Annotated in this window: 29 protein-coding genes; 17 read left to right on the forward strand and 12 right to left on the reverse strand. The window is 42.0% G+C overall.

Annotated elements, in window-relative coordinates:
* The first annotated feature begins 124 nt into the window (after positions 1-124).
* Complete coding sequence (locus V6D41_RS13455) at positions 125-655, forward strand: HD domain-containing protein (protein WP_148963974.1); 531 nt, start codon at positions 125-127, stop codon at positions 653-655.
* A 190-nt stretch (positions 656-845) separates the two neighbouring features.
* The gene (locus tag V6D41_RS13460; protein WP_087993285.1) at positions 846-1,082 is read left to right on the forward strand and encodes a YuzF family protein; all 237 of its coding nucleotides are present in this window, start codon (positions 846-848) and stop codon (positions 1,080-1,082) included.
* A gap of 40 nt (positions 1,083-1,122) precedes the next feature.
* Here the strand turns inward: V6D41_RS13460 and V6D41_RS13465 are convergent, their stop codons facing one another.
* Positions 1,123-1,512, reverse strand: coding sequence for a DUF2283 domain-containing protein (locus V6D41_RS13465; RefSeq protein ID WP_333518527.1), 390 nt, complete (start codon positions 1,510-1,512; stop codon positions 1,123-1,125).
* Between the two features lie 113 nt (positions 1,513-1,625).
* On the opposite strand from V6D41_RS13465, the gene V6D41_RS13470 reads away from it, so the two are divergent.
* The 7 genes from V6D41_RS13470 (at position 1,626) to pdeH (ending at position 7,309) form a co-directional block, all read left to right on the forward strand.
* Positions 1,626-2,735, forward strand: coding sequence for an AI-2E family transporter (locus V6D41_RS13470; RefSeq protein WP_148963972.1), 1,110 nt, complete (start codon positions 1,626-1,628; stop codon positions 2,733-2,735).
* A gap of 59 nt (positions 2,736-2,794) precedes the next feature.
* The gene (locus tag V6D41_RS13475) at positions 2,795-3,016 is read left to right on the forward strand and encodes a spore germination protein (protein WP_087993284.1); all 222 of its coding nucleotides are present in this window, start codon (positions 2,795-2,797) and stop codon (positions 3,014-3,016) included.
* Positions 3,017-3,088: 72 nt separating this feature from the next.
* Complete coding sequence (locus V6D41_RS13480; protein WP_333518528.1) at positions 3,089-3,337, forward strand: YueH family protein; 249 nt, start codon at positions 3,089-3,091, stop codon at positions 3,335-3,337.
* 71 nt (positions 3,338-3,408) lie between these two features.
* Complete coding sequence (locus V6D41_RS13485; protein ID WP_333518529.1) at positions 3,409-3,807, forward strand: YueI family protein; 399 nt, start codon at positions 3,409-3,411, stop codon at positions 3,805-3,807.
* A 96-nt stretch (positions 3,808-3,903) separates the two neighbouring features.
* Positions 3,904-4,455: a cysteine hydrolase family protein gene (locus tag V6D41_RS13490; RefSeq protein WP_087993281.1), complete on the forward strand. Its 552-nt coding sequence runs from the start codon at positions 3,904-3,906 to the stop codon at positions 4,453-4,455.
* Positions 4,456-4,470: 15 nt separating this feature from the next.
* On the forward strand, positions 4,471-5,943 hold the full coding sequence (locus V6D41_RS13495; protein WP_148963969.1) for a nicotinate phosphoribosyltransferase: 1,473 nt from the start codon (positions 4,471-4,473) through the stop codon (positions 5,941-5,943).
* A 136-nt stretch (positions 5,944-6,079) separates the two neighbouring features.
* Positions 6,080-7,309, forward strand: coding sequence for a cyclic di-GMP phosphodiesterase (gene pdeH, locus V6D41_RS13500; protein WP_087993279.1), 1,230 nt, complete (start codon positions 6,080-6,082; stop codon positions 7,307-7,309).
* On the opposite strand, the gene V6D41_RS13505 is transcribed toward pdeH, so the two are convergent.
* The gene (locus V6D41_RS13505; protein ID WP_333518530.1) at positions 7,288-7,653 is read right to left on the reverse strand and encodes a hypothetical protein; all 366 of its coding nucleotides are present in this window, start codon (positions 7,651-7,653) and stop codon (positions 7,288-7,290) included. The genes pdeH and V6D41_RS13505 overlap by 22 nt on opposite strands.
* 32 nt (positions 7,654-7,685) lie before the next feature.
* Between V6D41_RS13505 and V6D41_RS13510 the strand changes: the two genes are divergently transcribed.
* From V6D41_RS13510 to V6D41_RS13540, 7 genes are all read left to right on the forward strand, one after another.
* On the forward strand, positions 7,686-7,823 hold the full coding sequence (locus V6D41_RS13510) for a hypothetical protein (protein WP_176365307.1): 138 nt from the start codon (positions 7,686-7,688) through the stop codon (positions 7,821-7,823).
* 289 nt (positions 7,824-8,112) lie between these two features.
* Positions 8,113-8,253 (forward strand): degradation enzyme regulation protein DegQ, encoded by a 141-nt coding sequence (degQ, locus tag V6D41_RS13515; RefSeq protein WP_003220708.1) that lies wholly within the window; start codon positions 8,113-8,115, stop codon positions 8,251-8,253.
* A gap of 184 nt (positions 8,254-8,437) precedes the next feature.
* Positions 8,438-9,307, forward strand: a complete 870-nt coding sequence (locus V6D41_RS13520) for a polyprenyl synthetase family protein (protein ID WP_333518531.1) — start codon at positions 8,438-8,440, stop codon at positions 9,305-9,307.
* Positions 9,304-9,525, forward strand: a complete 222-nt coding sequence (comX, locus tag V6D41_RS13525) for a competence pheromone ComX (RefSeq protein WP_289347988.1) — start codon at positions 9,304-9,306, stop codon at positions 9,523-9,525. Before V6D41_RS13520 ends, comX begins: the two co-directional genes overlap by 4 nt.
* Positions 9,526-9,540: 15 nt before the next feature.
* Complete coding sequence (locus V6D41_RS13530; protein ID WP_333518532.1) at positions 9,541-11,853, forward strand: histidine kinase; 2,313 nt, start codon at positions 9,541-9,543, stop codon at positions 11,851-11,853.
* 80 nt (positions 11,854-11,933) lie between these two features.
* Positions 11,934-12,578, forward strand: a complete 645-nt coding sequence (comA, locus tag V6D41_RS13535) for a two-component system response regulator ComA (protein WP_202328144.1) — start codon at positions 11,934-11,936, stop codon at positions 12,576-12,578.
* Positions 12,579-12,596: 18 nt separating this feature from the next.
* On the forward strand, positions 12,597-12,977 hold the full coding sequence (locus V6D41_RS13540; RefSeq protein WP_253268529.1) for a hotdog fold thioesterase: 381 nt from the start codon (positions 12,597-12,599) through the stop codon (positions 12,975-12,977).
* A gap of 38 nt (positions 12,978-13,015) precedes the next feature.
* Here the strand turns inward: V6D41_RS13540 and mnhG are convergent, their stop codons facing one another.
* The 7 genes from mnhG to V6D41_RS13575 are packed head-to-tail and all read right to left on the reverse strand — an operon-like array spanning position 13,016 to position 18,784.
* Positions 13,016-13,390: a monovalent cation/H(+) antiporter subunit G gene (gene mnhG / locus V6D41_RS13545; protein WP_087993405.1), complete on the reverse strand. Its 375-nt coding sequence runs from the start codon at positions 13,388-13,390 to the stop codon at positions 13,016-13,018.
* Positions 13,374-13,658, reverse strand: a complete 285-nt coding sequence (locus V6D41_RS13550; RefSeq protein ID WP_289347984.1) for a Na(+)/H(+) antiporter subunit F1 — start codon at positions 13,656-13,658, stop codon at positions 13,374-13,376. The genes mnhG and V6D41_RS13550 overlap by 17 nt, the downstream gene beginning before the upstream one ends.
* Positions 13,658-14,134 carry a Na+/H+ antiporter subunit E gene (locus tag V6D41_RS13555; protein WP_333518533.1) on the reverse strand — a complete coding sequence of 159 codons (477 nt, stop codon included), beginning with the start codon at positions 14,132-14,134 and terminating at the stop codon, positions 13,658-13,660. The genes V6D41_RS13550 and V6D41_RS13555 overlap by 1 nt, the downstream gene beginning before the upstream one ends.
* A gap of 5 nt (positions 14,135-14,139) precedes the next feature.
* Positions 14,140-15,621, reverse strand: coding sequence for a Na+/H+ antiporter subunit D (locus V6D41_RS13560; RefSeq protein WP_333518534.1), 1,482 nt, complete (start codon positions 15,619-15,621; stop codon positions 14,140-14,142).
* Positions 15,614-15,955, reverse strand: a complete 342-nt coding sequence (locus tag V6D41_RS13565; protein ID WP_010329900.1) for a Na(+)/H(+) antiporter subunit C — start codon at positions 15,953-15,955, stop codon at positions 15,614-15,616. Before V6D41_RS13565 ends, V6D41_RS13560 begins: the two co-directional genes overlap by 8 nt.
* The gene (locus V6D41_RS13570) at positions 15,955-16,386 is read right to left on the reverse strand and encodes a Na(+)/H(+) antiporter subunit B (RefSeq protein WP_148963957.1); all 432 of its coding nucleotides are present in this window, start codon (positions 16,384-16,386) and stop codon (positions 15,955-15,957) included. The genes V6D41_RS13565 and V6D41_RS13570 overlap by 1 nt, the downstream gene beginning before the upstream one ends.
* A complete protein-coding gene (locus V6D41_RS13575; protein WP_333518535.1) occupies positions 16,379-18,784 on the reverse strand; it encodes a Na+/H+ antiporter subunit A in 2,406 nt (801 codons plus the stop codon). The genes V6D41_RS13570 and V6D41_RS13575 overlap by 8 nt, the downstream gene beginning before the upstream one ends.
* 229 nt (positions 18,785-19,013) lie before the next feature.
* Between V6D41_RS13575 and V6D41_RS13580 the strand changes: the two genes are divergently transcribed.
* Positions 19,014-19,229 (forward strand): hypothetical protein, encoded by a 216-nt coding sequence (locus V6D41_RS13580; protein ID WP_333518536.1) that lies wholly within the window; start codon positions 19,014-19,016, stop codon positions 19,227-19,229.
* 204 nt (positions 19,230-19,433) lie between these two features.
* Here V6D41_RS13580 and maeN read toward each other — a convergent pair whose 3' ends face one another.
* The 3 genes from maeN to maeL all read right to left on the reverse strand — a co-directional run bounded on the left by maeN (position 19,434) and on the right by maeL (position 23,381).
* Positions 19,434-20,780, reverse strand: a complete 1,347-nt coding sequence (maeN, locus tag V6D41_RS13585; RefSeq protein WP_333518537.1) for a sodium/malate symporter MaeN — start codon at positions 20,778-20,780, stop codon at positions 19,434-19,436.
* A 299-nt stretch (positions 20,781-21,079) separates the two neighbouring features.
* Positions 21,080-21,787 carry a two-component system response regulator MaeM gene (gene maeM, locus V6D41_RS13590; RefSeq protein ID WP_087993397.1) on the reverse strand — a complete coding sequence of 236 codons (708 nt, stop codon included), beginning with the start codon at positions 21,785-21,787 and terminating at the stop codon, positions 21,080-21,082.
* Positions 21,780-23,381 (reverse strand): two-component system sensor histidine kinase MaeL, encoded by a 1,602-nt coding sequence (maeL, locus tag V6D41_RS13595; RefSeq protein WP_333518538.1) that lies wholly within the window; start codon positions 23,379-23,381, stop codon positions 21,780-21,782. The genes maeM and maeL overlap by 8 nt, the downstream gene beginning before the upstream one ends.
* Positions 23,382-23,399 lie beyond the last annotated feature (18 nt).

Genomic DNA, 23,399 nt, shown 5'->3' on the forward strand with positions numbered 1-23,399 from the left:
CTGACTGAAACGCTGCTTTTAGGGTATAACAATGATGATAAGAAGATAAAATGATGTGACATAAGAATTGAGTTTCTCTGCAAATTATGTTAGGATTCTAAAAATATCTAAAGGAGGGGTTTCCATGAGAAAGGTTACATTAATGGATGTTTTCACCCATCCAATTGCACAAAAATATATGCAGCGCTCCGGCGTAGCACATGCGATTGCCTGCGCTTACCATGCGTACAGGCTGTCTATAAAAGCTGACATCAACCCTGATTTAGCTGCGAAAGCGGCGCTGCTGCATGACATCGGCCATTATGAATGGTATACAGACGGCAAGTGGGATTATGAGAAATACAAAAGAAATGACATTCATGCCATTAAAGGGGCGGAACGGGCACATAAGCTTCTGATTCGGCTTGGCGAGGAACCGAAAGCGGCAAAAGAGATTGCCCTTGCCATTTTACTTCATACAGATTCCTATTTGCCTGAAGGCGAATTAGATAAAAACACGCTGCAGCAGATTGTCAAAAAAGCGGACGAACTTGATGAAGAGCCGGGCGGCCGACATCATTACCGCCAGATTGATTCTTCAACGGCACGTAAAAAAATAGAAAAGCTGGATCAATTAATCGACCAAACTCAGGCATCGACGATAAAGTCTGTATAAGTCCCGCTTGTTATACACGGAACAGCGCCAGCTTTCTTCGCTGTCTCCGCTTCACCGCTATTTCCTTTACACCCGCTTCCAAACATCTTCTCCTATAGTCTCCGCACCCCTTGGTTTTATCAGGAAAGCCTGTGTCATTATCCATAATAACGGCATAAGCTGAGATAAAACTTAAAAAGGGGATTGAAGTATGGTCAACCAAGGTAGTCCGCAACTGGTCTCTTTAGTCGATCCTTATGTCTATCAGACCATTAAAAAGCTCATCGGCTCAAGGTTCATTATACAGACAGTACGAGATACGGTCAGAGGCAGACTGATCGATGTAAAACCTGACCATATCACAATTGAAGGAGCCCGAAATTCCGTTTGTTTGATCAGAATCCAGCACATGATTTCCGTCACGCCAGATTACAGTGAGCGGGTTTAACAGTGCTTGCGCATGAAAAATAGGCGTACACCGTGACGTCCTATTTTTCAGTTAAGCGCTGCAAAAACGCACTGTGGTACATCGTTTCGTCAAGATCAAATCCGGCAAATTCCTGATAGAGGGCATCTGAAAAACAAAAAGTAACGCCGTACACTGTATAGCTGGAACTTATTGAAGTATGTTGACGGACACGAAAATGATAGCCGTCTGCATCTTTTACATATATCCGGGATGTTCCGGCAAACGGGGCACAGAGCAAAGCTGCCTCACCAAAACATTCGAATCCGGCAATTTTGCTGTCTAGGCCGATATCCAGCAGGATACAATCATTGACTTTAAGCTCCTCCGACTGTACATTCCCGCGCATATTCGGAGGAAGAAGGTGGATATAAGCCAGTTCTGACTCTTTATCGTATGTCACGGCCTTCATCACCAACACTCCTTTCATCACATTAAGAGTTCTGATATGAGTTCATTTTTGTTACAATGATGGGTATAAGCCCTTTTATCTGACAAACAAAGAAAAACTAGGAGGAACAAAGCTTGTTGAAATCAAAAGTCCATTTTTGGACATTGCAGATTTTATTTGTTTTGCTGATTATTTATGTAGCAACAAAGGTTTCATTTGTGTTTCAGCCGTTTATTGTTTTTATCTCGACACTGTTTTTCCCGATGCTGATAGCGGGAATTTTGTATTTTATTTTTAATCCGGTCGTCCGCCTGCTTGAAAAAAAAATTCCGCGAACCTTATCCATTCTATTGATCTATTTACTATTTATCGGTTTGCTGGCCTTCGTTTCCGCGGCAGTCGGACCTGTCATTACGTCGCAAGTGACCGGGCTGTTTAACAATCTTCCTGATTATATAAAACAGATTCAGTCGCTGACAAACGATTTGTCCCATTCCCAATGGTTTACCTGGATGATGAACCAGGATTATGTATCAATATCAAAAATTGAACAGTCGTTGACAAGCTTTCTCCAAAACCTGCCGCAAAATATCACGTCCAGTTTATCTGCGGTGTTTGGCGTCGTGACAAATATCACGCTTGTTATTATCACTGTTCCATTTATCCTTTTTTATATGCTGAAAGACGGACACCGCTTTCCGCACCTGGCAGTGAAAATTCTTCCGGCTTCTTATCGGACAGAAGGCTTAAAGATTTTTAAAGATTTATCCGATACGCTTGCGGCTTATTTTCAGGGACAGCTGTTAATCTGTCTTTTTGTCGGAACAGCGTGTTTTATCGGCTACTTAATCGCCGGTGTGCCATACGCCCTGATTCTTGGGATTGTCATGGCGATTACCAACATCATTCCTTATGTCGGGCCTTTTCTCGGTGCTGCGCCGGCTGTCATTGTCGGTTTTATGGACTCGCCGGCCAAAGCGCTGTTCGCGATTATTGTGGTGGTCGTCGTTCAGCAGCTCGACGGGAACTTGCTGTCTCCTCTCGTGATCGGAAAGCGGCTCAATACGCATCCGCTTACGATTATTTTACTGTTGATCGGAGCGGGAAGCTTCGGCGGCATTCTCGGCATGATTTTAGCGGTGCCGGTGTACGCGGTAGTGAAGGCATTCTTCCTGAATATTGTCCGCCTAATCAAACTGCGCCAGCGGTCACGCCTTGAAGAAAACGCGAAGCCCGCTGAATAGGCGGGCACCATTTGCGCCTCTTTGCATATGATGCTGTAAATCAATGCGGAGGTGGGGAAATGCCTGCGATTGTAGGTCCGATTTATATTATGTCAATATCAGGTGATGCGGCGGCCAGTTTTGGAGATGTGTTTGCGATTTCGCCGAAAAGCGTCGATCACTCAGGCGTGGGCTCGGGGGCGTTTCAGCTCGGTGATTTTGTGAGCATCAATAACCAAACGAGTAAAACGCTCTTCAAAGATGCCGATATCATTGATGAAACAGTTTCGTTTAACGGGTAACAGCCTTTTCAGGGGAGGCTGTTGCTTTTTTATTGTATAATATGGGTAGTCTTTGAATAGAGAGGTCATGTTATGAAAATAAGAAAAGCGAATATCAATACGCAAACCGGAATGATCACAGACGTGTATCTGCATGAAAACAGAAAAGAACTGCGTACGCTTGTAGCGGTTCCTCAGCTGGAGTGGAGCACGATCATTTCTTATGAAGAAGATAAAGCAGCTCTGCCTGAACGGCTGGAAGCTTCTTTGCGCCGGCATACAGAGAAAGATACGGCAGGTGAGCTGGCCAAAAAAATCATTCATTGGGTAACAGAAATGTAAGCGGCCCTTGAAAGTTTAGCTCCTGCCTGATCAGGTGATAATGAAGACAAACAAGACGGGAGGACGAGCTTTTGAGTGATGATAAAATGGATCTCTATTTGCAGCAAGGAATGTATGGGCCCTTGGAAACAAAGCCTGACGAGCGCCACTTGTTTTTAGGCTCATTAAGGGAAAGAACGCTTTTGGCACTGACGAAAGGACAGGTGCTCAGAAGCAAACCGTATGAAGAAGCGGAGCGTGCGCTCAAAAACAGCAAAAACATCACCCTTTTGATTAATGGAGAGCTTCAGTATCAGTCTTACTCTCCTTATATCCAAATGGCGAACCGGAACGGAGTGCACTTCAAGATCGTATCGGATCTTCAGTTTCATACGCCTCTAGGCCTTGTCATTGCGGCTGACACCGCTGTAAATCGTGAATTGATATATATTCAGGATGACATTTTTAACCAGTCAGTGCTGAAATCTTAAGAGACAAACGGATCGTTTGTCTTTTTATTGATGGCAATTCCCTTACAACTGGAGATAAGATATAATGTTCTCATACTGATGGCGGGGAGGCCAGCTATGAAAAAAGCACTTATTTGTATAGATTATACGAATGATTTTGTGGCGAGTGACGGAAAATTGACTTGCGGAGAGCCTGGCAGAATGATAGAAGAGGCGATCGTCAATTTGACTGAAGACTTCATCACAAACGGTGATTATGCCGTATTTGCAGTAGATTCTCATCATGAAGGGGATCAATATCACCCTGAAACCCGTCTTTTTCCTCCGCATAATATTAAAGGCACGGATGGAAAAGATCTGTACGGAAAGCTTTTGCCTCTATATCAGAAACATGAACATGAACCAAACGTATACTACATGGAAAAAACGAGATATTCTGCTTTTGCGGGTACTGATTTAGAGCTTAAACTCAGAGAGCGGCAGATTGGCGAACTGCATCTTGCCGGCGTCTGCACAGATATTTGTGTGTTGCATACAGCGGTTGACGCATACAACAAAGGGTTCCGGATTGTTGTGCATAAACAGGCTGTTGCCAGCTTTAATCAGGAGGGGCATACGTGGGCTCTTTCCCATTTTGCAAACAGCATCGGAGCGCAAGTGGCAGAGTAAGGAAGGGGAAAAACAGTGTTAGAGTATGGATTTAAAGATGACAGCCTGTCATTACATACAGACCTTTATCAAATCAATATGGCCGAAACCTACTGGAGGGACGGCATTCATGAAAAGAAAGCGATTTTTGAGCTTTTTTTCAGAAGGCTTCCGTTTGAAAATGGCTATGCGGTATTTGCGGGCTTGGAAAAAGCCATCGAATACTTGGAAAATTTCAAGTTTACGGATAGCGACCTGAATTATTTACAGGAAGAACTCGGGTATCATGAAGATTTTATTGAATATTTGCGCGGTTTAACTTTTACAGGTTCACTTTATTCCATGAAAGAAGGAGAACTCGTTTTTAACAATGAGCCGATTATGAGGGTGGAAGCCCCCCTTGTAGAAGCGCAGCTGATTGAAACGGCTTTGCTCAACATTGTGAACTACCAAACATTAATCGCAACAAAGGCTGCCCGGATTAAAGGCGTCATCGGCGATGAAGTCGCGCTTGAATTTGGAACAAGACGGGCGCATGAAATGGATGCGGCCATGTGGGGAGCGAGAGCAGCCTTAATCGGCGGCTTCAGCGCGACAAGCAATGTAAGAGCCGGAAAGCGCTTTAATATCCCGGTCTCCGGCACTCATGCGCATGCGCTTGTGCAGGCCTACCGCGATGAATATACAGCTTTCAAAAAATACGCGGAAACGCATAAGGATTGCGTCTTCTTAGTAGACACGTATGACACGCTTCGTTCAGGCATGCCGAATGCGATTAAGGTTGCCAAGGAATTCGGAGACCGCATCAACTTTATTGGCATCCGCCTTGACAGCGGCGATTTGGCGTACCTGTCAAAAAAAGCCCGGAAAATGCTCGATGAAGCAGGATTTACAGACGCGAAAGTCATTGCGTCAAGTGACTTGGATGAGCATACCATTATGAATTTAAAGGCTCAGGGAGCGCGCATTGATGTCTGGGGTGTCGGTACGAAGCTGATTACAGCCTATGACCAGCCGGCTCTCGGGGCGGTTTACAAGCTTGTTGCCATTGAAGAAGACGGGAAACTGGTCGATACGATCAAAATTTCTTCCAATCCTGAAAAAGTGACGACACCGGGCAGAAAGAAAGTGTACCGTATTATCAATCAGTCCAATCATCATTCTGAAGGTGACTATATTGCGCTTTATGATGAGCAGGTGAATGATCAGAAGCGGCTCAGAATGTTCCACCCGGTTCATACATTCATCAGTAAATTTGTCACCAATTTTTATGCGAAGGATCTTCATGAGCTGATTTTTGAAAAGGGTATTCTTTGCTACCAAAACCCTGAGATATCAGACATACAGCAGTATGTACAGGATAACCTCAGCCTGCTGTGGGAGGAATATAAGAGAATCAGCAAGCCGGAAGAATATCCGGTTGATTTAAGCGAGGACTGCTGGAGCAATAAAATGCAACGGATTCACGAAGTGAAAAGCAGACTTGATGAAGAACTTGAAGAAGAATAAAGAAAACTGGCCTTTCGTTCGCGAAGAGGCCAGTTTTCTTTATGAATATATTATTTTTCATGTTTAGACAATTTTCGTCAAATTATTTGATATACTTAAGAGTGAACGCCGCGCGTAGTGTAAGGGGGATAAATCAATGAGGGTGTTTGTTGCAAGACAGCCTATTTTTAATAGAAAAGAACAGGTTGTTGCTTATGAACTGCTGTATAGAGAAAGCGAAGAGAATGTCTATAGCGCTAAAGACGGCGACCAGGCAACAGCAGATTTGGTGATTAACAGCTTTTTAAACATCGGAATTGAGAAGCTGACGGAAGGGAAACGCTGTTTTGTTAATTTTACGGAAAGCCTGATGTTTTCGAATCTTCCCACCTCCTTTAATCCGAAGCAGCTTGTCATTGAAATCCTTGAAGATATACCGATCACGCCGGCCCTCATCTCAAGATGCAAAGAACTGAAAAAAATGGGGTATATGCTGGCGCTCGATGATTTTTATGCAATAAACCCGCAAAATGAAGACTTACTGGAAAAGCTCATGAGCTATATTGATATATTGAAAATTGATTTTCTTAAAACAACCCGAATGGAACGCAGAAAAATTTTGCAAACCTACGGCTGCAGAGGCTTGATCTTTTTAGCGGAAAAAGTTGAGACCAGAAAAGAATATAAACAGGCGGCCCAAGACGGCTTTCAATTATTTCAGGGCTATTTTTTCAGCGAGCCGCGCATCATCAGCGGGCATGATTTGTCGACTCATTTCTATTCATACTATGAACTGCTTAACGAATTGAGCAAAGAGCAGCCTAACATAAAGCGTGTAACAGAGTACATAGAGCGGGATTTATCACTGTCCTATCAAATCTTAAAATTTTTAAACTCATCCCACAGCCGTTTGAGCCAGAAAATTGAAAGCATTCAGCAGGCTATTATGCTGCTGGGATTTAATGAAATCAAACGGTGGATATACATTCTTTCCTTTAAGGATTTAAGCAGAAAAGGGCATTCCAGCAAGCACGAAATCATTAAGATTTCTTTGATGAGAGCAAAGCTTTGTGAACTGCTGGCGAGAAAAACAGCCCGGCCGCAGCCTGCTTCTTATATGCTGATCGGAATGTTTTCTCTCATAGACACCCTGCTGCATAGAGAAATAGAAGAGATTATTCAAGAATTGCCTTTAAAAGATGAAGTCGGAAAAGCGTTATTAGGTCATCAAAACGACTACTACCACATGCTTGAGCTTGTGAAATGTATTGAAAGCAACAACTGGGACACTCATACAGAATTAGGCAAAGAACTGGATAAAGAAGAAGCGTATGAGTGTTATCTTGAGGCTCTGGAGTGGTGTCATCATCTGATGGACGCAAAATGATTGCGGTCTTCTGACCACCGCAAAGCAAGAATCATTCGGCTTTGCGCCCCGATAAGGCTGATATAAATGCCGTCGGGATTAAAGACCGCATCCACTTCATGCCGTACGCCCATTTGTTTGATCAGGCGCTTTACAGATTGTTTATCTGACTGCTCGGCTGCGGTCAGGATGCGGCGCGAGAGCTCCCGCGAGCCCGCAATGCGGCTGAGAACGAGCTGGGCATCCGCGAACATTCCTGCGGCCTGCTTCGCTGAACGGATAAAGGTATCTGTATTGCCGTCAGGAGCAGGCGGGCGGCGTATCTCATACGGATAGGCGTAAAACCAAGGATAGTGATATCTCATGGGAGCACCTCACTCAAAAGGGATGTTTCTATATGTATAGATTTCTAATCGCCGAATATGACAAAGCGAAAGGCCACAACTTTAGCGTTGCGGTCTTTTCGGTGTTTGTCGGTCAGGATACGGCAAGAATCGCGTATTCAATTTTGAAAATACAGTACGGAGGACTATAGTCTTACTTAGTTAAAATGCGAAATGCGTTCAAATCAAGGGAAGTAAGAATCTTTCTCAATTCCAGCAGAAATATACGCTCCTTCACATAGAAATAAAGTCCCGTTCTCGTTGTGATCCCTTAGAGCATAAAGACCTATTGATATTTGCGGTGTCACGCAGGACTTTTTTGCATACTTTTCGGTGAAAAATAACCTGAAAGCAGATACACTATTAGTAACAGATCAAATACCTAGGACTCGTTCACCATACACAATTCATTGATCTTTCAAAAAAAGGAGTGTGGAAACGATGGAAAAGAAACTTGAAGAAGTAAAACAATTGTTATTCCGACTCGAACTTGATATTAAAGAAACGACAGATTCATTACGAAACATTAACAAAAGCATTGATCAGCTCGATAAATACAATTATGCAATGAAAATTTCGTGAAAAAGACTTGGAAACAAGTCTTTTTTTTCGTTCTACATATACAAATAAAGGATAAAGTATTATATGATTGTTAAAAAACGAAAAACCTGCTGTCCTTTGGATAGCCCATTTAGTAAAATGGAAGGGGAGGGGGGAAGTCGTTATTGAGCAGATATGTTTAGATTCTGTCCGGATCAAGGAGAAAATGAAGGAGATTGTAGATGAAAATATTTTAAATGAGGACTTGAAAGCAAAACTCATATCATTTATTGAAGAAAAAAAACAATTTTCATTTGCTGAATTAGCTTATAACCATTACATAGCATTTGACGGAAAAGATGATACAGCAATTGAGTTGTTGGCTTCCGGTATTGAACTTTTAATTTTATCTGCTGACATTTTTGACGATATTGAAGATAAAGACAATCTTCAGGCTTCTTGGATGAAAATAGATCCTTCTATAGTCATTAATGCAACTACCGCACTTTATACATTGAGTTTGCAAGTAATAAATTCAGTTTCTAACAATCCAACACTTTTAAGTCTGACTTTACAATATTCACTACAATCTTTACAAGGGCAACATGTTGATTTGAATTTAAAAGTCTCATCAGAATCAGAGTATATTGAGATGATTAAATCTAAGTCAGGTTCGCTGGTGACATTGCCAAGTGTCCTTGGTGTTTATTTGGCAACTGAAGAATATAATGAAATAGTCGATGAATATTCACGTTATTTGGGCGTAGTCGAGCAAATTGCGAATGATCACTATGGGCTTTATTATCCAGACAATAATGACTTGAAAACAAGACACACTCTTGCCTTCTACTATCTAAAAAATAAATATAACCAATCATCAATTGACTTATTAAATTTTTATGCGCAAGAAAATAATATGATAAATAATTTGAATGAATTGAAAAGGAAGTTACGTGATTCAGGAGTAATACTGTATTTAAATGTTATTAAAAATTTAGCATTGGAAAATTTTAAGGAAGCATTTAAAAAACTGAGATTAGATGAACAAAGAAAGAATAAACTATTTGTTCAATTATTAAGGGGGAATATAAATTGAAACATATTGATAAAATCATAAGCCATCTAGTAAATAATCCCGAAGCGTTTGATCAATTTAAGAATGGGAACTTAACCTTGCTAAATATAAATGAGAAAGAAAAGAAAGCATTATTATATGCGTTTGAACAAGGAGAAGTGCCAAGAACAAGCAATTGGCCTCCAATAGAAGCTATCAGTAGTTTTTTTGAGGATGATAAAAGAAAAAGTTTTATATAATTACGGGATGATGTGATGCAAAGAAATATTAACTTCTTTAAGTATTTGTCTTTAGCTTTTATCATTTTAAGTTTTATTTATGTTATCTACCTCTCTTATATTTCTGTTTTTAACATCTTCGTAGGAGCGGATGTGAAGATTAATGAACAGGGTAAGTTAGAGGTCACCAACGTTGTAGATTATACAGATGAATATTATACGGGTGTGAAAAAGGGTGACATCATTCTTGAAGTGAATGGGGAAAAAGGCAGTGAAGTCCAGTTAGAAAGCGGAAGATTGGTCAATGTAGAAAGTTTAATTGTTGAGAGAGATAATAAATCATTTCATTTACAAAATGTAAGCTTAATAAGTGAAGAGAATTTATTTATGTATCTCATTCCAATCATCTCTTATTCAATCTGTTTATTTTGTATATTTTTTGTTTACAGAATAAATAAAGTTAGAAAATCATCTTCCGCTTTTGTTTTAATTTTATTTTTGTTATTTGTACCAATAGCGTATGTAAGTGCCTGTGGGGCAAGAAAAGGTGAAGAGGTTAGCACTTACCTACTTGTCCTAACTTTAGTAAGTTGTCCAATTTTATATATTCACTTTATATATAAATACTTTGCTGAATTAGGCACTAAGTTATTCAAAAAGAAGATTTTAATCATTATGTATATGTTTCCACTAATAAACTTGTTATTAGAAGCTATTATGGGTAATAGATTAAATTCTTCGACTTTTTTGTCTAACCTGAACTTAATTTCTTTTTTTGTCTTAGTTCTTACTGTATCTATTCTTATCCATCAAGGGATAAGAAAAATTAAACAAAATGAGCAAAAATCAATTTTGAAGGTACTTTCTTATACAAATATTCTTGCTTTTAGTCCTTTTATTATCTTTTTTGTTATCCCATATGTGTTGTTTAATACGTATCTTTCACCCTTTAGTTTGGCAGCTTTTACACTTGTTATACCTTTTTCTTTAGTATATCAGTTTATGACCAATAGACTTTACAATATTGACTTTGTTGTAGGACGGCTTAAGTACTATGGATTTTTAGCCATTACACCTACTGTGATTGTAGTCACCATATTTAATTATGTCCAGAAACCAAAAGATAACTTCTATTCCGTTAAACTAACAATTGTAATATATTTTCTTATGTTTGCTGTTTTTTACTTTAAAGAGATCATTGACTTTCGTTTCAAGTTGAAAAGATTCACAGAGAAATTTAATTATCAAGATGGAATTTTTAAATTTACTCAGTTAATAAAGCAAGCATCGTCGGTAGATCAAGTACTTAATCATTTTAAAAATACAATCTTAGAAGTACTAAACATAGATAATGCTTGTGTGTATGATAATTCTAAAGGGGAAATTACACTTATTAGCAAGAATAACTTCAAAGATATAACTTATAAGAAATTTGAGCAATATGTCCAAAATTTCTCAGGTGAGATCGGGGAAATAAGAGAGTTTAAACAGGGTTTTATTATTAAAATAGGTGAACGAGGAGACAGGTCATCTTTAGTACTCTGTTTCTCAAGTTATAATACTTTTAAATTAACAAGAGATGAAATTGCATGGCTTCAAACATTAGCGTTTTATACAAATGTTTCATTGGAAAATGTGATGAAAATCGAAGAATTGATGGTGCATCTTGAAGATTTAAAACAACAAGAATCAAACCCAGTTTGGCTCAAAAAACTCATGTACACCATCGAAGAAAAACAACGCTCTGATCTCGCCCGCGATCTCCACGATTCCGTTCTTCAGGATTTGATTTCATTAAAACGTCAGTGCGAGCTGTTTTTGGCTGATTTTAAGAAGGATGATAATCCGTGCCAGGAAGATGTGCAGGACAAGCTTGTACAGATGAATGAGCAGATGTCTGATGTGATTTCGATGACGAGGGAGACGTGTCATGAACTGCGGCCTCAGCTTCTGTATGATCTTGGGCTTGTGAAGGCGCTGTCCAAGCTGGTGGCTCAGCAGCAGGAACGGGTTCCGTTTCATATCCGTTTAAATACCGGCAGATTTACGGCTTCGCTTGATCTGGATTCGCAGCTGAATTTGTACCGGATCATTCAAGAGTTTCTGTCTAATGCGGTCAAGCATTCTCAGGCGACGGATGTGCTGATTATGCTGATCAGTATTCAAAACAAGATCGTTCTTCATTATGAGGACGATGGTGTAGGATTTGATCAAGAGAAAAATAATGAGCATTCCATGAGTATGGGGCTTTCCGGCATTAAAGAGAGAGTCAGGGCTTTAGATGGACGCCTTCGGATTGAAACAAGTGAAGGAAAGGGCTTTAAGGCTGATATTGAAATCGAATTGTAATGGTTTTATAACGGAAACGACTTGGCACAAGCCAAGTCTTTTTTATAAAATGGAAAAGAGTGAGTAAAAGGGAGGAAAACATGAAAAAGATACTAGTGATTGATGACCATCCGGCTGTCATGGAAGGCACCAAGACAATTTTGGAAACGGATTCGAATCTGTCTGTTGATTGTCTCAGTCCTGAACCGAGCGAACAGTTTATCAAACAGCATGATTTCTCGTCATATGATCTCATTTTAATGGATCTGAATTTAGGCGGCGAGATCAATGGGATGGAGCTTTCTAAACAGATTTTACAAGAGAATCCTCATTGTAAAATTATCGTGTATACCGGTTACGAGGTTGAGGATTATTTTGAGGAAGCGATTCGTGCGGGTCTGCACGGTGCCATCAGCAAAACGGAATCTAAAGAAAAGATCACCCAATACATATACCACGTACTCAACGGAGAAATTTTAGTCGATTTTGCTTACTTTAAACAGCTGATGACTCAGCAAAAAACAAAGCCGGCTCCTTCCTCTCAAAAAGAACAAGATGTGCTCACACCTAGAGAATGCCTGATTCTTCAAGAAGTTGAAAAGGGGTTTACAAACCAAGAAATCGCAGATGCGCTTCATTTGAGCAAGCGGTCCATTGAATACAGTCTGACATCGATTTTCAATAAGCTGAATGTCGGTTCCCGAACGGAAGCGGTTTTGATTGCGAAATCAGACGGTGTACTTTAAATAAGGGAGTTGTATAGGATGGACACGAAACACACATTGCTTGAAGCGCTTGGAATTAAGATTGTTGAAAACACAGCGGAACGATGCGTTGCGGTCATGCCGGTGGATCATCGGACGGTGCAGCCGTTCGGCTATTTGCATGGAGGCGCTTCAGTGGCGCTGGCAGAGACCGCGGCGAGCGCAGGTGCGCAAAATCTGATTGATCACACAACACAAGCTTGTGTCGGTTTGGAGATTAACGCCAATCATTTGAAACCCGTCAAGGAAGGAACGGTAAAGGCGGTAGCCGAGCCGGTTCATACAGGCAGAACGACGATTGTCTATCAAATTCACATTTATGACGAGCAAGAAAGGCTGATCTGTATATCCAGATGCACGCTGGCTGTCATCAAGAAATAAAAAAACAGCCGGAACTCTGCCTGTCCGGCTGCTTATTTTTATAAGTAAGAATCCTCTTTTCGTTTAATCACAAAGTTTCTGATTCCGTTGTAGTCATCCTGTACACTTCTCTTATCAAGCTTGACGCCGGAGTTGTACGCGGCACGGCAGATCAAGTGTCCCCCGACAGGCGACGTAATAAAGATAAACAGAATCCCGAGCAGGATTTTAGCGGAAATGTTCCCCGTCACAAACCACAAATAGAAGAAGACACCGAGCAGAATCATATTGACGCCCAACGTTGAGCCTTTAGATGCAGCATGAGAGCGTGTAAACACATCGGGAAGGCGAAGTATCCCAAATGAAGCAACAAGGCATACAAGAGCGCCAAGCAAAATGAATACAGCCACAACGACCTTAGCGATTTCGATCATTTTCGATAATCTCTCCTTTCTCCAGGAATTTGGAAAATGCAATGGTTCCGATAAATGCTAAAATGCCCAGCAGCAAAATAATATCCAGAAACGCATTTGTTTTCAGCAAAATGGAGACAAGCGCCGTGATCGCAATCAGATTGATGCCGATTGCATCCAGAGCCACTACCCGGTCAGGCACAGTCGGCCCTTTAATGACACGAATGACATACAAAAAGGTAGACACTGCCATAATGCCGAGCGCGAGTTGCAGGATCAGCGTAAACATCAGCGGCTCACCTCCTGTATGGCTTTTTCAAATGACTCACGAATATCAAAAATGGCTTTTTCCGCATCCTCAATATCCATCGCATGAATATAAAGTATTGTCTGGTCATCGGAAATATCCATCACCAAGGTTCCGGGTGTTAATGTAATGAGCAGGGAAAGCAGGGTAATTTCCCAATCCTTCGTCAGTTCAGTCTTAAAAGCGAAAATGCCCGGTTTGATATTCATTTTTGGCGATAAAATGGATTTCATTACACTGACGTTGGCAAGGTATAGTTCCTTTAAAAAAATCAAAAAGAGTTTGATGATAGAAATCATTTTCCATAGATAAAACTGGCGAGTAAAAAAGCGCCGGAAGAAAAACAAAGAGAGCATTCCCAGAATATAGCCTGTGATAAATCCTGCGGCGCTTGGATTATTGCTCAAGAACATCCAGCAAAAAGCGAGAAACACATTTAATAAAATTTGAAATGCCATGCGATCTACTCCTTCAAAACAGCTTCAATATATTTTTCCGGATTCAGCAACGTCTCGGCCGCTTGATCAACGTAAGGTGACACCCACTCTGTACCCAACCCGAAGAGAAGAGATAGTAAGAGAAAAATAGCTGCCGGATAAAGAAGTCCTTTAGCTGTTTTATGATTTGGTTTCGGTGTTTCTTTTTCTTCGCCCCAAAACGCATGCATAAAGATCCTCAGTACAGAGTACAGTACGAGCAGACTCGAAAGCAGAATCAGCATGGAAATCGTAAATTCACCTTCTGCGAAACCGCCCTCCGCAATTTTTAATTTACCGACAAATCCGCTGAGAGGCGGGATGCCCGCGAGAGAAATCGCTGAAATGAAAAACATCCATCCGAGCAGAGGATAACGTTTGATCAGTCCGCCCATTTTGTGCAGGCTCGCTGTTCCAGTCAACGCGATCAACGTGCCCGCCAGCATAAACAAAGCGCCTTTAATCAGCATATCGTGAATCAGATAATAAATCGCGCCTTGAATGGATGCGGGGGTATGAACTGCTACCCCGAACAAAATCACGCCGACAGCTGTAATAATGTTGTAGATCACAATTTTCATGACATCTGAATAAGCGAGTGAGCCGATCACACCGAAAATCACAGTCAGCGCCGCCAGCCAAATCATCAGCTGATGAGTAAAGGCTGCATCGTGAATGAAAATCAATGTGAAAACCCTAGTAATCGCATATAAACCGACTTTTGTCAGCAATGCGCCGAACAACGCGGAGATTGCCGCTGGAGGCGCGTAATAAGAGCCTGGAAGCCAAAAGTAGAGGGGGAAGATTCCGCCCTTCATGCCGAATACTAAAAGCAGCAGGACACCAATTACAGTGATCAGCCCGGTTTGTCCTGATTCGCTGATTTTCACACTTAGATCAGCCATGTTTAACGTTCCGGTTACAGCGTATAAATAGCCGACGCCAATGACAAACAGGGCAGACGATACGATATTAAACACAATATATTTAAGGGACTCCCGCAGCTGAATTTTTGTGCCGCCTAATACGATCAGCATATAGGAAGCAATAAGCAGAAGCTCAAAAAATACGTACATGTTAAATAAATCGCCTGTTAAAAACGCTCCGCTGACACCGGCAAGCAAAAACTGAACACCGGAGTAATAAAAGGAACGCTCCCGTTTTTCACCGACAGAACGGAAGGAATAAAGGACAACCAATAAACCGACGACCGCTGTTGTGAGAACGAGCAGGCTGGCGAACTGGTCTGCTACCAGCACAATGCCGTACGGCGCTTTCCAGCCGCCCAAACTGAGTGTCTGGATGCCATTTGTAAAGACAGTCTGTACGAGTATGCAACTGATCACAATCCCGATTGCCGATGCCGCAGTGCTGAAGATCCGCATGAGCATAAGATTCTTCGTCATGAAAATCAGCAGAATGGCCGACAGGAGCGGGATCAGGATTGGCAAAATAACAAAATTATTCATGTTGATCATTTCCCCTCATTTGATCCATATCGTCCGTTTTCAATTCCTGATAAGCGCGGAAGGCCATGACGAGAAGGAATGATGTAACGCCAAATGAAATGACAATGGCTGTCAAAATCAGGGCTTGCGGAAGCGGATCGACAAATGATTTGACATGCTTGCTTAAAATCGGAGCGGCGCCTTCCTTTAATCCTCCCATAGTCAAAAGCATTAAATGAACGCCATGGCTCAAAAGTGCTGTTCCGATAATAACGCGAAGCAGGCTTTTCGAAAGCAGTAAATACGTGGCAGCCATAAAGATAATACCGGCTAAAACAGACATCAAGATTTCCATTATTCTTCCTCTCCAATCGTTTGAATAATGGTCATCGTAATGCCTACGACAACAAGATAAACCCCTAAATCAAATATCGTCGCCGTGGCGAGCTCCGTTTCTCCAAATATCAGCAAATGAAAGTGCCCGAATGTATGGCTTAAAAATGGAGCCCCGAATACAAAGGAACCAACGCCGGTTAATACAGCGAGCAGAAGCCCGGCTCCCGCCACGTAAATGAAATTAACCGGCAAAATTGCACGGACGGTTTTTAAATCATATGCCAGAAGCAACAGAACGATGGAAGCGGACGTGATCAGCCCGCCGACAAAGCCTCCTCCAGGCGCGTTATGCCCTGATAAAAATAAATAGAAAGAGAAAAGCAAAATGATAAAGGATACAAGTTTTGTCACGGTTTGAAGAATTAAGTCATTTGTTTTTTGTTCATTCACCGCTTCTCCCCTCCTCTTTTACTTTTGTTTTAATCATGCTGTAGATGCCGAGAGCGGCAACGGCCAGCACCGTTATTTCAAACATTGTATCAAAGCCCCTGAAATCAACGAGGATGACGTTGACAACATTATCCCCTCCGCCGAGATCATGGCTGTGTTTTAAGAAGAAGGATGAAATGCTGTCTTTTGTCCGCTGGCTTGAAGATGCGATGCCAAGCAGAGTAACGATAATGCCGACTCCTAAAGCAATGATAAAGTTCGTCAATCGGAACGTTCTTGTTTTCCTTTTCAGCCTCAATTGCGGCAGATGGTAGAAACAAAGCAGGAACAGCGCCACAGAAATGGTTTCAATGACAAGCTGAGTCAATGCTAAGTCCGGCGCTCTGAAAATCACAAAAAACAATGCGAGCGTATAACCGACCACACCAAGAGAGATAATCGCTGTCAATCTTGAACGGGCAAAAACAGTCGCCGCTGTGGCGCTGATCATGACAAGCGTCAGAATCATTTCGTATCCGCCGATTTCAGCCATGCCTTCTGTTGTAAATGAAAATCCGCCTTTGATCATCATAACTCCGCCCATCAGAATGATGAAACCAGCGAAGATATACAGCAAATAATCCCTTAAAAACCCAGTCATATATTGTCTAGTGACTCGGTAAGAGCCTTTTTCCATGACGGCCAGAAGCTTATCGTATAACCGATTGAGTGTTAGTTTCGAAGGAAACAGTTTATAGAATCCTTTCCACTTATTCAATGTCACATATCCAAGGATGCCGAGAATAATGATGCCGGCTGTCATTTTCAATTCTGTTGTCGGCCCATGCCATTGTGTAATGTGCACATGGAATTTCTCGTGGCTGTCCAGCAGCGTCGGATAGATTGAGTTCATCGCCGGCTCAATCAAGCTGTACGACAATATATTCGGGAAAAAGAAGAGACTGACAACCAAAGCGGCAAGAATGACAGGTGCTACGAGCATGCCCGCAGGCGCTTCATGAGCCGGCTTTTTAAGCTGCTCAGGCTGGTATTTTCCCCTGAACGTTTTAAACAGCAATTTCATGCTGTAGATAAATGTAAAGACGCTTCCGACCCAGGCGAGAACAGGGAATAGAATGCCCCATGTCTGCACGTTGAACAGATCGAAATGTGTCACGCGAAGCATGCTTGTGAAAAACATTTCTTTACTCAAAAATCCGTTAAACGGCGGAAGGCCGGCCATTGAAAATGTCCCGATTAAGGAAATGGTAAACGTAATCGGCATAATCGCCATCAAGCCGCCGAGCTTCCGGATATCCCGTGTGCCTGTTTCGTGATCGATAATGCCGACTGCCATAAACAAGCTTCCTTTAAAGGTAGCGTGGTTGATTAAATGGAAAATGGCAGCCATGGCGGCAACTGTATAATATTCTGTATGGCCGTAATGAAGAGCCGCGGCACTGGCACCAAGCATGGAGATGATCATGCCGAGCTGGCTGACGGTTGAAAACGCCAAAATCGATTTTAAATCGGTTTGTTTCACGGCTTGGAAAGAACTCCAGACCATCGTAATGAGCCCGACGAGGGAAACGATCCAAAACCATTGAGCTGAAAAGGCGAAAATAGGACTGAACCTCGCAATGATATAAATGCCGGCTTTCACCATTGTAGCTGAATGAAGATAAGCGCTGACAGGCGTCGGAGCTTCCATTGCGTCAGGCAGCCAGATATAAAAAGGGAATTGCGCAGATTTCGTAAATGCCCCTAATAAAATGAGAATCATCGCCGGAATAAACAAGTCGTGGCCGGCAATTAATTGAACTTGATGGATCATCTCTCTAATACTGAAGGAATCCGTTATCAGATAGAGGAGAATAAATCCGCCGAGCATGCACAGCCCGCCGCTGACCGTAATCAAAAGTGATTTGGCTGCGCCGTAGCGCGACTTTTCACGCTTATACCAATAGCCGATCAGCAAAAAGGATGAAAGGCTGGTAAGCTCCCAAAACATATAGAGAACCATGACATTGTCTACAAGAACGACACCAAGCATAGCGCCCATGAACATCAATAAATAGACATAAAAGGGCCCAAGCTGTTCTGTTTCTTTCGATAAATAAAAAATGCTGTAAAGAGTGACCAAAGAGCCGATGCCTGTGATCAGCAAGGCGAATAACAATCCGAGACCGTCTATATAAACGGTGAAATTAATCCCAAGTGAAGGAATCCACTCCAATACCGACCGCAATGTTTCTCCCGATTGTGTCATCCTGATCATTGGGAGAAAGTATATAAACAGCAAGACGGGCAGGATCAACACAAACCAGCCCGTGTGCACTCTTTTTGCGTATTTTGCCAAGATGGGAATGAAAAGAGCAAATAAAAAAGGCGATAAAATAGCAAAATGTAAGAGCTGCAAAGATAAGACCTCCTTTTTCTTGTTCTCAATTAAAAAATGCGCTATGTATCAATATACGGTCAAACGACCTAGTCCAAATTATATCGCACTTTTCTGCAAGCCGCCATGCTTCGAACTGCAATATGGGATTTTATAAGTTCTTTTGACCTTAAAATAAGTCTAACAAAAATAAACCTATTTGTATATTTAAAATCATTCCTGCTCAAGCTGAATGTAAGGAGCTGGTCATGTGAAGAGAAAGGTTTTGATATGTTCGGGTTTATTCTGCACAGTATTTGCGGGTGCATTCATTTTAAATCAATATGACGGGCGCAACGGTACGGCGGTTAGTGATGAGTGGGAGCTGTATTTACTGGAGCACCACCTGTCAGCCAGAATGAGTGAGATGGAATCAAAGGATATGCCGTTTGCTCCCCGAGAGTATATTCGGATTGTGAACAGATAAAAATGACAAAGTCCTAAAACGGTTTTCGTTTTAGGACTTTGTCATCTTGTCAGCGTGATTGAAAACCCTTGAAGTCTAGGAAGGGCGAGCATCGGAGCACAGCGAATGTAGGGATTCGTGAGCACCGACGCGCAGGCCTGACAACGAATGCGAGGGGTTGTCGACACGCTGACAGTTCCGCATAGAACGGAACTCTTTCTCTGTTTATGAAGTGAAAAAACGAAGCAGAACTGTCGCGCAAATGACTGTGCCTGCACCGCCGAGACGGGTGGAAATTTGGGCGAACGGCATAAGGCCCATTCTTCCTGACGCTGATAAAATCGCAACATCACCCGTTCCGCCGAGACCGCTGTGGCAGCAGGTAACGATTGCGGATTCAACCGGGTACATGTTCATCAGCTTGCCCACAAAATATCCAGAAGCAATCATTGCGACAACAACTGAAATACATATGATGACAAACGGAACAGAAATCACAGCCGCCACGTCATCTAACGGAATAAAGAGGATCCCGAGACCGACCATCAGCGGCCATGTAAAGCTGGACGAAACAAATTTATAAAGCTGGTAAGCGCCATCTTCCATTTTTTTCGGAAGAATATTCGCATACTTGACAGCCGCAGCTGAAATAATCATCAAGATCGCGCCCGGAATGAAGATAAATTTCTCCAATAACCCGCCGAAAATAAAGAATGTACACGCGAGCAGAACACCGGCACCCATCAGTTTAAAATCAATTTTTGCTTCGGCTTCTTTTTGATTGAAAATTTCATTTGCTTTTTTAGATTTGACAAGCCGTCCGTTTCCATTTAGATCTGGACGTTTATCGCCAAGCTTTTTCATTAAAGCTGCGCAGATGATCGCAAAAACGTTTCCGATAATAGCGGCGGGAACCAGCTGAGACACATACACATCAGCGGATGAACCGAGTATTTGTGAATAGGCGATCGAGAGCGGCAAAATGCCTTCACCTATTCCCCCGGCAATAATCGGAACAACGACAAAGAAAAAGGAATCATAGGCGCTGTAGCCAAAAATAAATCCGACAAGAATACCGGCTGTAACCGCCGCGACCGTTCCCGCAACGAGTGGAACGAACATTCTGATAAAACCTTGTATTAAAACAGTTCTGTTCATTCCGAGAATACTTCCCACAACAAGACAAGCGATATAGAAATAAAGGAAGTTAGACGTTTTCATCAAATTGGTTACAGCGTCTAAAGATGTTGGATTCAGCACATTGTAAAAGACTAAAAATGAAGGGACAAACAAAGATAAAATGGCAGGGCCGCCAATATCCTTCAATATCGGAATGCGCTGGCCGATGTCTCCAAGAAACACACCCAGAATCATGATGATGGCAAACCCGCCAAGCATATTTGCGGGCAGCTCATTGTAATACGCTGAAAGAATAATAATAACAGCTAATACTGTGTATAATGGCAAAGGAATCACACCGATTTCCCAAGTCCATATTTTTTGAAACAGGTTTTTCTCCTGTAGGTCTTTTTGCTCAGGTGAATTTACTCCTGATTTTGGAATTGCTCCCATGTCATACACCCCCATGTATTGTTTGTTACAGTCTACAAGAAAGCGTTAACACTTCATATTTTTTTAAGTTAAAAAACTGATAAACAATTAAATTAATGAGGACGTTTGGATTAGAAAAAATCCCTGAGAAGCGTCTTCCCAGGGAGAATGTTTTATCGTTTTCCTTTTATGCGAGGCATGCCCGGCATTAGCCAAGCGAGAATTGTTAAGAGATCAGAGTCATAGATATGTCTTTAGAGTGAGCCGTTGCTTTTATAACTGTTTAGTTAACAGCGCTCCAGAGTGAACAGTGCGTTTTCTTATAGATATTGCTTAATTCCGTTAAAGTTTCCTGTGTTGACGTTGTACTGAAACACAGGTCTTCCGATTGTTCCGTACGCCATTTCTACATTCAGAACCTGTATATCTTCAAGAAATTTCAAGTATTTTCGTATGGATACTTGAGAGATTTCTGTATGCTTTGCTAAGTCTTCTGTTGTAAAAGATTCATTTTCAAATGATTGGATACTGGACCAAATCAGATTCAGCGTGCTTTTTGTCAGGCCTTTAGGAAGCTGTACTTTTTCTGTTGCTTCTTTCTTTTGAAAAAGCTCGGCGTCCAGTTCTTTTTGGCTCATGTTGCGATGGGTTGAATAAACCTTTTGTTTCCGCCTGTAATCAGACAGGGCTGTTTGGAAACGTTCAAATTCAAACGGTTTGATTAAATAATCGACAGCGCCGTAACGAAGTGTTTTCTTGATCACGTCAAGCTCGCTGGCCGCCGAGATCACAATCACGTCAACTGCTTCATTTTGTGCTCTCAGTTCCGTTAGCAGTTCCAGCCCGTTTTTACCAGGCATATAAATATCGAGCAAAATGAGGTCGATGTGATGCTCTCCTAAAATATGCAGAGCGCTTTGAAAGGAAGAGGCGATGCCTTTCAGCTGAAAGCCTTCTATTTGGCTTAAGTATCGTTTATTTAATTCACCCACCATGGGGTCATCTTCAACTATTAGTACATTAATCATGATTTTCCTCCTTCGGTTCGTATGGGACGCGAAGACTGAATGTCGTTCCTTCATTCTTTTCGCTTGTGAGAATCATTTGGCCCTTTAAATTTTCGACGCTTTGCTGTGTAAAAGAAAGGCCGAATCCCCGGTTCTTGCCCTTTGTTGAATAGCCTTGTTCAAATACTTTGGCTTGATCTTCTTCAGACATGCCTGCTCCTGTATCGGTAATTTCAATGTCCAGTATGCTGTTATGAAAACGCATGGACATGGTGATTTGTTTTTTCGGCATATTGGCAACGGCGTCCAGCCCGTTGTTGATGAGATTTCCGATGATTGTAATGAGTTCATGAATGACTGAAGGGTCTGCCGCGTTCGGGATGACTCCGCTGCATTCAATATCAAGATTTGCGCCCTGCTCCCGTATGAAGCTCTGTTTTCCGAGCAGAAAACCGGCCAGCACGGAGCTTTTGATATCATTTATAATTTCGCTTGTTTCTGACTTTTGCTGAATGGCAATATCTTTTATATAACCTTCAAGGTCGTCATACTCTTTCAGCTGGACGAGACCTAATATGACATGCAGTTTGTTCATAAATTCATGAGACTGGGCTCTTAGTGCGTTTGCATACATTTTAACACCGGAAAGCTGTTCAGCTAAGTGTTTTACCTCGGTTTTGTCCCGGAATGTCGCAATCGCTCCGACGGTTTGTCCTTTCAGCTGGATGGGAACTTCATTAAACACAAGCTCCAGTCCGTTAATGCGGATGTCTCTGTCTTGAAGAGGTTTTTTTGTCTCAATGACCTTTTTCAGGCGGCTTTTCGGCAGAATGTCATTGACATCCTGATCGAAAGGATTTGTGTTGATGCCCATTTTCACGAATAGGCGCTTTGCTTCCGCATTGGCGAGTTTAATTTTGCCGTGTTCATCGACAGCGAGTATTCCTTCCTTCGTCGATTCCAGCATCGCACTTCGTTCTTCGAGAAGAGTTGCAATTTCATAAGGTTCAAGACCGTACATGATATTTTTCACCGTACGGGCAACGATAACAGCTCCGATCACACCGACGAAAATGCTGACGCAGATAATAAAGTAGAGCGGACGTAAGCTGTGGCTGATCACTTCATCAATTTCATTTACGGTGATGCCGACTGCAACTGCACCGACTTGTTTTCCATTCCCCGCGTAGACAGGGACGAATGCCCTCTGTGATTTCCCGAGCGTGCCAGAGGCAGTGCTGATATGAACATGTCCTTTTAATGCTTCGGATTCATCGCCGCCCATGAATTTTTTTCCGATTTTGCTCGTGTCAGGATGGGTTTTGCGAATGCCGTTCATATCCATGACGACAACAAATTCCGTGCCGGTGATGTTCTGAACCCGTTTTGTGTAGCTTTGCAGTTCTTTCTGGTTTTCTCCGCTCTCCAAAGATTCTGCTGTAATCGGCGCTTCGGCCACCATTTCAGCAGTCTGCAACGCTGTGGTTTTTTCTTCATCTCTAATCCGTTGGGTGGTTTGGGCTCCAACTGTGAAAAATGTAATGAGCAGTGCGATTAACACAACGATACAAACAAATATGGTGAGTCTGGTTTGCAATTTTAATGTTTTTTTCATATAAAACTTCCTTACGTT

This window comes from Bacillus sp. 0102A, from assembly GCF_036765155.1.
Classification (GTDB): Bacteria; Bacillota; Bacilli; order Bacillales; family Bacillaceae; genus Bacillus; species Bacillus subtilis_G.